Source organism: uncultured Candidatus Thioglobus sp., from assembly GCF_963981275.1.
Lineage (GTDB): Bacteria > Pseudomonadota > Gammaproteobacteria > PS1 > Pseudothioglobaceae > Thioglobus_A.
This window is the reverse complement of the sequence record NZ_CAXCCZ010000042.1, coordinates 1-8,461: the sequence shown is the minus strand read 5'-3', so window position 1 is coordinate 8,461 and position 8,461 is coordinate 1. Positions and strand designations below refer to the sequence as shown.

Genomic DNA, 8,461 nt, shown 5'->3' with positions numbered 1-8,461 from the left:
TTAAATAATCAAATTTATGACTGACACACCATTAGTAATCGCAGGAAAAACTTATAACTCTCGCTTATTAGTTGGTTCAGGAAAATATAAAGATTTGACTGAAACAAAACTCGCAACTGATGCAGCCGAGGCGGATATTATTACGGTTGCTATTCGTCGTACTAACATCGGTCAAGATGAAAACGAGCCAAACTTACTCGACGTTATCACCCCTGATAAATACACAATTTTGCCAAATACTGCAGGCTGCTACACGGCCAAAGATGCTGTGCGCACGTGTCAGCTTGCTCGTGAGCTTTTAGGTGGTCATAATTTGGTTAAACTTGAGGTGTTAGGTGATGAAAAAACACTTTATCCTAATATTGTTGAAACGCTTGCTGCTGCCAAAGTCCTGGTTGATGATGGATTTGATGTAATGGTTTACACCAGTGACGATCCAATTGTTGCTAAAGAATTAGAAAATATTGGCTGCTGTGCGGTGATGCCACTTGCCTCTTTAATTGGCTCTGGTCAAGGCATTGCCAACCCAGCAAACATTAAGCTTATTAAAGAGCAGGCCAGTGTGCCGGTATTGGTTGATGCCGGTATTGGTTGCGCCTCGGACGCCGCCAAAGCTATGGAGCTTGGTTGTGATGGCGTGCTGATGAACTCAGCAATTGCCAATGCACAAGATCCAGCTTTAATGGCTAGTGCAATGAAACACGCGGTGATTGCAGGTCGTGAATCTTTTCTAGCAGGCAGAATGATGAAGAAAGCCTTTGCTTCTGCTTCATCACCAATGGAAAACTTAATCTAAGAAGTTTTCTTCCTGTTTTTCTTCAACTTCTTCTTTAGGTTTTTTAGTTCTTTTACCTGGCTTGGCGAGCACTTCTAAGAAAAAAGTTTCCAACCCTTCTGTATCTGCTTCAGAAATAACTTTGTTAATTTCTGAAACATGGATCGTATCGCAAGACGCTTCATTTGCACCAAAACGACAATCAAAATCCCAAAAATCTACATCTTCAGGTAGTGTCTTATTACGCTCACGCTTGATGTATTTTTTAAGCTCGTACTTAATGGCTTCTGCCACGCGAGGTCTTTGCTTTTTTGGATGTGAGAAGCTGAATGTTTTTTTCATGGGATTTAAAGTCAATAATTAATGCGCCTATTATACGTATTAACTACTGCCACCAGAAAAGCTAAGTAAAAATCTTAAAATTTAGCATTAGGGATTGGATGATTATCAACTACAAAGTCAATATCCTTATCCCCTCTACCACTTAGATTAATCAAAATCGTCTCATCTTTGTTCATAGTTTTAGCTATTTTCATGGCATAAGCAACTGCATGAGCAGATTCCAACGCTGGAATAATTCCCTCTAACTGGGACAAAGCATAAAAAGCATCAACCGCTTCTTTATCATCACACAGGCCAACTGATGTTCTACCAGTTTGACTTAAATAAGCCTGCTCTGGGCCAACTGAAGGATAATCAATACCCGAACCAATTGAATAAACTGGTGCTGGATCACCGTTCTTATCTTTAAGCATAATGGAGTTAAATCCGTGCATAACACCCTCTTCACCATAAGTAAGACTCGCCGCATGATCGCCTAGCTTACTACCTCTTCCTAGAGGCTCAACACCCACCAGTTCAACTTCTTTATCGTCAATAAAACCAGCAAATATACCCATGGCATTTGAGCCGCCACCTACACAAGCGACCACCTTATTTGGTAATTTCCCCTCATGCTCGTCAAATTGATCCTTTGCCTCAAATCCAACTACTGACTGAAAATCCCTCACCATCATCGGGAATGGATGTGGGCCAACCACCGAACCAATACAATAAATAGAGTCTTGATATTCTTCTATGTAAGCGCCAAATGCCGAATCTACAGCCTCTTTTAAAGTTTTTAAACCCTCGGTAACTGTCACCACTTTGGCACCAAGAATTTTCATTCTTACCACATTAGGGTGCTCTTTCTCAACGTCAACTTCACCCATGTGAATTTCGCACTCCAGCCCAAAATATGCAGCTGCTGTTGCAAGCGCAACGCCGTGCTGGCCTGCGCCAGTTTCAGCAATAACTTTTCTCTTGCCTAAATGTTTTGCCAAAATAACCTCGGCCATACAATGATTAAGCTTGTGTGCACCGGTATGATTAAGATCTTCACGCTTTAGATAAATTTTTGCACCGCCGCAATGTTCTGTTAAGTTCTTAGCAAAGGAAACCGGTGTTGGGCGCCCTTGAAAATGCTTACGAACGTATCTTAATTCATCAATAAACTCCTTGGAGTTTTTAATATTGTTATATGCCTCGGTGATTTCAGCAAAAGGCGTCTCTAGCATTGGCGGAATAAATGATCCGCCAAATTTTCCAAAAAAACCGTTTTCATCTGGATGCGAATCTAAATAAGAGTTAGACATATCTACCTTCAAGTTAATTAATAAAAGTCAAATAATACCCATATTAAAAGTATGCATAACACAAATTTAGCAATTATTGACTCTGCTCAAAAAAGATGCGTTTATCAATATCTATTGTTAATTATCGTTAAAATAATGATCATGGATTTTTCAACCAAGCTTACTAAGTTAAAACAAAACCACCTTTATCGCTCAAGAAAGGTGTCTGAAAATGCGCAAGGCACCCAGCTGATTGTTAATGGAAAATCAGTACTTAATTTTTGCTCAAATGACTATCTGTCATTGGCCAATCATGCCCAAGTTAAAGAAGCATTAAAGCAAGGTGTTGATAAGTATGGCGTTGGATCTGGTGCCTCGCATTTGGTGAGTGGGCATTCATCAGCACATCATGACCTAGAAGAGGCTTTAGCTGATTACACAGGGCAAGATCGAGCTTTGTTATTTTCAACGGGATACACGGCAAATTTGGGCATTTTTTCCGCTCTTAAAGATGAGCTGGATTGGGTGTTACAAGACAAACTCAATCACGCTTCATTGATCGATGGAAATCAGCTAATTGGTCTACCCATTCAACGCTATTTACATAATGACATCGCCTCATTAAAGAGAAAAATCGCCAAACAAACAGGTGCAGGCATGATTGTGACTGACACCGTGTTTAGTATGGATGGCGATCGTGCAAATATCGATGATTTGCAAAAAATCGCAAATTTTTCCAATGCAATTTTAATGCAAGATGATGCGCACGGCTTTGGCGTATTTAAACCCAATATTCCACAAAATTCAATTTATATGGCCACGTTGGGCAAAGCTGCGGGCACTATGGGGGCTTTTGTGGCTGGAAATGAAGATTTTATTGAATTTTTGATCCAAAAATCACGTCCTTACATCTACACAACAGCAATGTCGCCAGCAATTTGTGTGGCCACGCTAAAAAGCCTGGAACTGATTAAAAAAGGTGAGCAAAAAGCTAAATTACGCGCCAATATTGATTTTTTCCGAAATTTTTCAACTGCTTTAGGATTGCCAATCGAGGCGTCCAACTCAGCCATTCAGCCACTAATTATTGGTGAAAGTGAAAAAGCCTTAAAAATTAGCCAAACCCTATTTAATCAGGGTTTTTATGTTAGCGCGATTCGCCCACCCACTGTGCCAAAAAATACCGCACGCCTACGAATCACACTAAGTGCCGACCATACCCAATCTCAAATTGAGCAACTACTGAATAAAATTAAGCATGCTTTACACTAGTACCACCGGCACTGGAAAAGACTTAGTTTTACTGCACGGCTGGGGGTTTAATGCTGATCTGTTTAACACTTTAATTGAAAAATACCAAAACCAGTATCGCATCACCAAAATTGACTTACCCGGACACGGTAGAAGCAAAGATGTCGCAGGCGGAATAGATGAATGGTGTGATGAAATTATTAAAATTTTGCCAAAAAATCCAATTTTACTAGGTTGGTCATTAGGTGGCTTACTGGCCATTAATATTGCCACCAAAATTCAACTGTCAAGGCTTATATTAATAGCCTCCAGCCCAAACTTTGTCCAAAATAAAAACTGGACATATGGCATAGATGCAGATAATTTCAGGCAATTTTCTAATACACTAGAGCTTAACCTTGCCAAAGGCTTGAAGCGTTTTGTTAGCTTACAAACCAAAGACAAATCACAACTTAAAAGTCTTAATCAGTCCATTGATACACTGCCCGCTTCAACTATGGCACTCAATCAAGGCTTAGATATACTACTCACCACTGATTTAAGCAAGCAATTACTCGCTCTAAAAATTGATAAAAAAGTTATTTTGGGTAATAAAGACGCTCTGATACCAAGAAAAATCCAGACCTGGTATCAACTCAATAATATCCAAACTCTAATGTTAGACACTGGTCATCTGCCGTTTTTGGATAATGAGTTTTCACTATGAATATTACTAAATCCATTGCGCCCATGCTATTTACTGTTTTTATTCCATTCTGGTTAGCGCTAGCAATAAGCCCACTTTATAGAGATATTTGGATTGCAGAAAACATAATTTTGATAACTTGCTTGTATTTTTTAATCACCGGATATACAAGGTTTCACTTTACCAACACCTCTTATTATCTAATTTTTAGTTTCTGTATATTGCAAACCATTGGTGCGCATTATAGTTATGCTGAGGTGCCACTTGGATTTTGGGCTGCAGATATATTTGACCTAAATCGCAATCATTTTGACCGTTTGGTACACTTTGCTTTTGGTTTTTTGATTGTCTTACCATTCAAAGAAGTGTTTGCTAGATTTGCAACATTTGCCAATAAGAAAACTGAGTATTTTGTGCTAATTATAATCTTTATCGGTATTGGCGAATGTTATGAAATTATCGAGTGGTGGTATTCAATTTTATTTGAACAAGATATACAAGAAAATGCATTTCTTGGCTCACAAGGCGACATATGGGATGCAGAAAAAGATGTGCTTCTATCTGGTATAGGCGCATGGCTTTACCTATATTTTTTTACTAAAGTTAAAGGTGATCATTGTTAAGATCATGGTCTATTTTTTTGTGAATCCAGTCGACATACGTAGCCATCAGCATCACCATAGTCAATAAAATTCCAATATCGATCATGTGGGTTTTTCACCTTTCTTGCATGCTTTATAGGGCAAAAATATTGTTCTGTTATAGAGGCTATTTCACCCACATAGCCCAACAAGCCATTTGCATAGCCACAATACATACAGCCAATTTTTTCAATAGTATTGAGATAACCAAGCTTGTGTCGATCAATCGCAATATAGTCACTCCTTTTAATCTTTTGAACTTTGTAAACTGGAAAGCAAATAGCTTGGTATAAAGATACAAATAGATCCAATAAAAGCAGTGGCACGATCAATATATAAATAAGCGGTGCGGTAATTATAGTTAATGGATTAGCATTAAATAAATAGCGCAAACTCCTTGTTTTTAGCTTTTTATGGGCTTTTAGCAAAACCCTTTCAAAGATAATCCGTTTTTTATTAAATTGATAATTAAATTGTTTTCGCTTGGATTCAACATCCGTTTCTAAATTTTTCTTAATTTGGTTAAATTGATCAATAAGATCTTGAATGGCAGAATTTGGCATAATTAATCAACAGTTAAAATGAATAATACTTTGATTTTAACCGACTATATCAACCCCATTACTATCTATATAGATGCTATTTGAGTATAATTTCCATAAAGTTATAAACCTTGGAGAAAGCGATGAGTGCAGTTGTTGGTGTTATTATGGGGTCAAAATCAGATTGGCCAACCATGAAAAATACAATTGATATGTTGGAAGAATTTGGCGTGGCTTATGAGGTACAGGTAGTTTCTGCACACCGCACACCCGATCTAATGTTTGACTATGCCTCAAGTGCACTTGATCGCGGCCTTAAAGTGATTATTGCTGGTGCTGGTGGCGCTGCACATCTACCTGGCATGGTGGCAGCTAAAACCATTGTTCCTGTACTCGGTGTGCCGGTGCAATCACGCGCACTCAGCGGACAAGACTCTTTACTTTCTATTGCTCAAATGCCAGGTGGCATTCCAGTTGGTACTTTGGCGATTGGCGAGGCAGGTGCAAAAAATGCTGGCATTTTAGCTGCACAAATTATTGCCAACGAAGACACATCTGTTCGAGACAAGGTGGTAGCTTTTAGAGCCAAGCAAACACAAGATGTTCTTGATAATCCAAACCCGCAAATTTAACCAATGAAAATAGGTATTTTAGGCGCAGGCCAGCTTGGCAGAATGATGGCTATTTCAGGCTATCCTTTAAATCATCAATTTGGGTTTTCTGGCCATTCAAACGATGAGCCTTCTGCTTTATTAGGGCATATGTTTGCCCTAGAGAACAACGCCGATAATATCGAATCATTAGCTGCTTTTGCTGATGTAATTACTTACGAAAGCGAAAATACAGATGTTGAAATTGTAAGAGAGTTAAACAAAGATATTCCTGTTTATCCTGGTGAAAAATCTCTATTCACTACACAGCATCGCGGTCGTGAAAAAGCTTTATTTGATAAGCTAAATATTCCTTGCGCACCTTACAAGATGGTTAATACACTAAATGATCTTAGGCAAGCTGTTAGCCAAATTGGGCTCCCAGCCATCTTAAAAACAGCCACTGAGGGCTATGATGGCAAAGGACAATTCTTAATGCGTAGTGAGGATCAGCTTCAAGAAGCTTTTGACAGTATGAATGGGGTTGAGTCGATTCTAGAGGGTTTTGTAAATTTTAAACGCGAGCTGTCATTAATTGCCGTGCGCGGCATTGATGATGACCACAAATACTACCCTTTGGTTGAAAACACACATCATGACGGCATTTTAAGATTAACCATTGCACCCGCTCAAGCGATTGACCCAAAGGTGCAAAAAATTGCCGAACACTACATGCAAATCTTGCTCGATGAAATGGATCACGTAGGTGTTTTAACCATTGAATTATTTGAAACGGACAGTGGCTTAGTGGTGAATGAGATGGCACCACGCGTACATAACTCTGGGCATTGGAGTATTGAAGGTGCCAATACTTCTCAGTTTGAAAATCACATTCGTGCGATTACAGGGATGCCGCTTGGTGACACATCACCCGTTCACAACTTCAGCGCCATGATTAATATTATTGGCGAATTGGGTCCAACTGATATTGCTCTAAAAATGGCTAACGCACACCTGCATTTATATGACAAATCAGAACGTAAAAATAGAAAGCTTGGTCATATTAATATTATTGCCAACTCTCAAGAAGAGCTTGATAACAGCATCAAGCAATTAAAAGACTTTTTACCTAAATAACAGCACAAGGATTTACACCATGTCAGAACAATACAATTGGCCTTCATCAATGCTTTACCACCCAACAGGCGACCCAATTAGCATCAAGCCTATTGACAACAATGAATCATTCGGCACTGACGAGTTGGAAACTTTTATTGGGGGTCCAATTGGTCATATCAAACTTGATAACGGCATGCTGGTAATTAATGATCAAGGCAAGGAAATGAACCTACCTCTTAATGATATGGCCAGCAAAAATGGCTATTCTTTATACGGAAATCTGATTTTTGTACCAAAAATTATTCAGGCCGATCCGGTCAAATTTGACATTAAAAACCTATAGTTTTAATTAGCCAAACTCTTTTTCAAGATAAGTTTTAATATCTGCCGACTCAAACATCCAGGTAACCTTGCCGTTGTCTGTAATTTTTAAACAAGGCACCTGAACTTTGCCAGCCTCCTTTAGCAACTCTTCACGGTATTTACCACCTCGTGTTTGTGCATCACGAGTAACAATTTTAATATTTAAGCCTCTAATAACTCTTCTACTCATAATGCAAAATGGGCAAGGGAAAAATTGATACAATTCAATTTTTGATGCTTTTTCGTCAGCCAATGCTTGTGCTTGTGCATCTCTTTTAACTTTTTTAACTGGAATCAATCGACTAACCAGCGCAATCAAAGCGCCGAATCCATTTCTAAAGGCTTTTAATAATAATTTCATGATTTTATTTCCTATTTTGGTAAGCGGTGAGTGTGTTTTCTAACAAGGTTGCAATGGTCATAGGGCCAACGCCACCTGGTACAGGTGTCATCCAGGCGGCATTTGCAGTGGCCGAATCAAAGTCAACATCACCCACTAATTTTCCGCTGTCTAATCGATTAATACCCACATCGATCACCACCGCACCTGGCTTAACCCAATCACCTTGAATCATCTGTGGAATACCAACAGCAGCCACAATCACATCAGCTTGTTGAAGCTTAGTAGATAGATTGGTGGTTCTACTGTTACATATGGTGACCGTTGCACGAGCATTTAAAAGCTCCATTGCCATCGGTCTGCCAACAATATTAGAAGCGCCAACAACGACACAATCTTTGCCCACTAAATCAATACCAGTGGTTGCCAGCATGGTCATCACCCCTTTGGGCGTACATGGGCGTAAATAAGGCTTATTTTGCATGAGTTTGCCGATATTTTCACTATGGAAGCCATCTACGTCCTTTTCAGGAGAAATAGTC

The 8,461-nt window shown here is 39.1% G+C and carries 11 protein-coding genes and 1 pseudogene; 7 read left to right on the top strand and 5 right to left on the bottom strand.

Annotated elements, in window-relative coordinates; genetic code table 11:
* Window positions 1–16 precede the first annotated feature (16 nt).
* Entirely contained in the window at window positions 17–796 is a 780-nt protein-coding gene (locus ABNR88_RS06515; RefSeq protein WP_291927333.1) for a thiazole synthase, read from the top strand.
* Here ABNR88_RS06515 and ABNR88_RS06510 read toward each other — a convergent pair.
* A complete protein-coding gene (locus tag ABNR88_RS06510) occupies window positions 788–1,117 on the bottom strand; it encodes a DUF6172 family protein (RefSeq protein WP_291927330.1) in 330 nt (109 codons plus the stop codon). The two genes, ABNR88_RS06515 and ABNR88_RS06510, sit on opposite strands and share 9 nt — an antisense overlap.
* Before the next feature lie 74 nt (window positions 1,118–1,191).
* Window positions 1,192–2,409 (bottom strand): tryptophan synthase subunit beta, encoded by a 1,218-nt coding sequence (gene trpB, locus ABNR88_RS06505; protein WP_291927327.1) that lies wholly within the window; start codon window positions 2,407–2,409, stop codon window positions 1,192–1,194.
* 141 nt (window positions 2,410–2,550) lie between these two features.
* Between trpB and ABNR88_RS06500 the strand changes: the two genes are divergently transcribed.
* The 3 genes from ABNR88_RS06500 to ABNR88_RS06490 are packed head-to-tail and all read left to right on the top strand — an operon-like array spanning window position 2,551 to window position 4,947.
* Window positions 2,551–3,660, top strand: coding sequence for an 8-amino-7-oxononanoate synthase (locus ABNR88_RS06500; protein ID WP_348670202.1), 1,110 nt, complete (start codon window positions 2,551–2,553; stop codon window positions 3,658–3,660).
* Window positions 3,647–4,345 carry an alpha/beta fold hydrolase gene (locus ABNR88_RS06495; RefSeq protein WP_348670201.1) on the top strand — a complete coding sequence of 233 codons (699 nt, stop codon included), beginning with the start codon at window positions 3,647–3,649 and terminating at the stop codon, window positions 4,343–4,345. The genes ABNR88_RS06500 and ABNR88_RS06495 overlap by 14 nt, the downstream gene beginning before the upstream one ends.
* On the top strand, window positions 4,342–4,947 hold the full coding sequence (locus ABNR88_RS06490; RefSeq protein ID WP_291927321.1) for a DUF2238 domain-containing protein: 606 nt from the start codon (window positions 4,342–4,344) through the stop codon (window positions 4,945–4,947). The genes ABNR88_RS06495 and ABNR88_RS06490 overlap by 4 nt, the downstream gene beginning before the upstream one ends.
* A gap of 2 nt (window positions 4,948–4,949) precedes the next feature.
* Here ABNR88_RS06490 and ABNR88_RS06485 read toward each other — a convergent pair whose 3' ends face one another.
* Window positions 4,950–5,528, bottom strand: a complete 579-nt coding sequence (locus ABNR88_RS06485) for a hypothetical protein (protein ID WP_291927318.1) — start codon at window positions 5,526–5,528, stop codon at window positions 4,950–4,952.
* A gap of 122 nt (window positions 5,529–5,650) precedes the next feature.
* Between ABNR88_RS06485 and purE the strand changes: the two genes are divergently transcribed.
* The 3 genes from purE to ABNR88_RS06470 are packed head-to-tail and all read left to right on the top strand — an operon-like array spanning window position 5,651 to window position 7,559.
* Window positions 5,651–6,139, top strand: a complete 489-nt coding sequence (purE, locus tag ABNR88_RS06480; RefSeq protein ID WP_348670200.1) for a 5-(carboxyamino)imidazole ribonucleotide mutase — start codon at window positions 5,651–5,653, stop codon at window positions 6,137–6,139.
* A gap of 3 nt (window positions 6,140–6,142) precedes the next feature.
* Complete coding sequence (locus ABNR88_RS06475) at window positions 6,143–7,234, top strand: 5-(carboxyamino)imidazole ribonucleotide synthase (RefSeq protein WP_291927313.1); 1,092 nt, start codon at window positions 6,143–6,145, stop codon at window positions 7,232–7,234.
* A gap of 19 nt (window positions 7,235–7,253) precedes the next feature.
* Complete coding sequence (locus tag ABNR88_RS06470) at window positions 7,254–7,559, top strand: hypothetical protein (RefSeq protein ID WP_291927312.1); 306 nt, start codon at window positions 7,254–7,256, stop codon at window positions 7,557–7,559.
* Between the two features lie 6 nt (window positions 7,560–7,565).
* Here the strand turns inward: ABNR88_RS06470 and ABNR88_RS06465 are convergent, their stop codons facing one another.
* Window positions 7,566–7,940 (bottom strand): glutaredoxin domain-containing protein, encoded by a 375-nt coding sequence (locus ABNR88_RS06465; protein WP_291927310.1) that lies wholly within the window; start codon window positions 7,938–7,940, stop codon window positions 7,566–7,568.
* A gap of 4 nt (window positions 7,941–7,944) precedes the next feature.
* Window positions 7,945–8,461 (bottom strand): annotated as a pseudogene (locus ABNR88_RS06460) (bifunctional methylenetetrahydrofolate dehydrogenase/methenyltetrahydrofolate cyclohydrolase); the annotation flags it as partial.